The sequence below is a fragment of the Mesotoga sp. HF07.pep.5.2.highcov genome (assembly GCF_003666285.1).
GTDB classification, from domain to species: domain Bacteria; phylum Thermotogota; class Thermotogae; order Petrotogales; family Kosmotogaceae; genus Mesotoga; species Mesotoga prima.
The window spans coordinates 1-1,910 of sequence record NZ_JFHJ01000216.1; the positions used below are offsets into that span (position 1 = coordinate 1).

Consider the following 1,910-nt stretch of genomic DNA (forward strand, 5'->3'; position numbering starts at 1 on the left):
CTCATACCTCGAAGTGGCTTTGGAGGAATCGGTAAGATAAGCATGTTTTGAGAAAAGTGGAAAGAGAAGGAATATAATCGGCCTCGGAAAGAAGATGATTCCAAAAAGTGCTTATCTGAGGGAAAAGAGAAGGGAGGTGTCAAAACAAAGTCATGGATTTTTCAGGGGAATCCGGCAATGTTCAGAATCGATGGCTACCTGAAAGATTCCTTTGCTGATGACAAAATTGTGACTTGGCTTGCAAAACAGTTTTCTGCTGAAATGGCTATTGGAGATACGGTCTTTCTATGGCGCGCAAAAGGTATAAGCTGCATACCCGGTATCATTGCGAAGGGAAAGGTGGTTTCACTTCCTGAAAATCAGAAAAAATTCGTTGAAGATTACTGGATTCGTAGAAAGGACTTCAAAGAAGGGTTGAGAGCAAGAAATGAACTTGGTGGTGTTGGGCTCTCGCGGGGAAGGGATGCTGACCAAAAAGCTTCTACTGAAAGCGACGGGTTTAGAGGAACTTACGATACTTCACTTCTTTCAGTAGACAAACTTTCCCGTAACTGAAGTTCTGGCTAAAATCATTGAAAGACTGTGGAAAGAAGTGATCAAGTGACTATGAGCGCTGTATTAACTACTACTTTGAATCCAGGAGCGTAAATCAAGGAACGGTGGTTTTTCAGGAATCTCTTTGAACTGCTTTGTTAAATCCTCTGGATAACTGAACCAGCAATTTCAGAGCTTTTCTAGAGGCAATCGAAGGAGGTGTTCTCGTGAGAGAATCTAGAATTATTGACCAATTTGGTGTTGAATCTGAGTATGGGATAAGGTCTTTCAATATCTACGAAGGTGATATTTTCGATAAAGGGACCGAATTATCACTTCAAGAGAAACCTTTACTCGTTCTCTCGACTCATTCCTCGAAGCACTCTGCCCCTGCAGGTGCTGTTCTGGAGAAGTTGCAAGAGCAACTTGGAAGATCTTTGAACTTGGATAAGAGTCCACTTTTGTCTTGGAGGGGTATATCCGTCTTCTTTGAAGAAACTGAGGATTTCGATTTCAAAGGGGTTTTGACACTCCGTATTCCTAGAACAAATATTGAAGCACTTTCATCGAGCGTCTCTTTGTTTGAAGAGGTCTTGGACGTATTTACATCTTCACTCACAGCTCTAGAAAGCCTTGGATTTTCTTTTGACAATGTCTTCTTTCCAATCATAGCGGGGCAACGGATTTCGGAGATTTTGCCATCAAACGCTTCTTCTTATAAGAAGGCACTTGAGATAATGATTGAAAAAAGCAAGATTTGGCTCGAAACATCGAAACACTGTGCATCTCTAAACCTTTTCGTATATGAGAGTGAAAAACTTGAGCTGGTGAAAAATGCGCTGTACACAATTCGCGAAAGACACAGTATTCGAGGCGACATAGTGGGAGATATTCTATCCAGTTTGATTAATCAGGTAACCGATCAAATATGTTCCCTCCAAAATCTGCGGGTTAGTGCTTCTCTGAAGAGGACGCTAAATGATCTGAAGCAACTTCTAGGCTACGAACCAGTCAGCATTCAGTCAATTAACTCTAACTCTAGAATAGTAATTGAGTATATGGCGAAGGATCTCATTAATGCCTTTGAGATTGAAACACCGGATGATAGGCTCTATACATTGATTGATTCTCTCAGGAGCAAATTATCTCCTTGGGTGATCTCTTATATGCACGCAATAAGACTTATAGGAAACTCATGCTCCCATTCTTCAAATTTGAAAAGGGGATATGTTCCTGAAAACATGGAGAAGAGCGATCTACTGGCAGTATTGGGTGCTCTGACGAATTTGCTCTCTTTGTGGATAAACATAAGAGAACAAAATTTGCGTAACTAGTTTCAGTAGGGCGGAGAATTCGAGAAAAGTCTGTGACTTCGG

At 41.2% G+C, this 1,910-nt stretch carries 2 protein-coding genes; both read left to right on the plus strand.

All coding sequences use genetic code 11. The features are described 5' to 3' along the window. Positions 1-177 precede the first annotated feature (177 nt). Positions 178-555, plus strand: coding sequence for a hypothetical protein (locus BG32_RS04505; protein ID WP_099772685.1), 378 nt, complete (start codon positions 178-180; stop codon positions 553-555). 206 nt (positions 556-761) lie between these two features. Then, positions 762-1,868 carry a hypothetical protein gene (locus BG32_RS04510; protein WP_121526469.1) on the plus strand — a complete coding sequence of 369 codons (1,107 nt, stop codon included), beginning with the start codon at positions 762-764 and terminating at the stop codon, positions 1,866-1,868. Positions 1,869-1,910 lie beyond the last annotated feature (42 nt).

Coding starts and splice junctions, on each gene's coding strand:
- BG32_RS04505 (WP_099772685.1), top strand. CDS start 178: ATGTTCAGAATCGATGGCTACCTGAAAGATTCCTTTGCTGATGACAAA.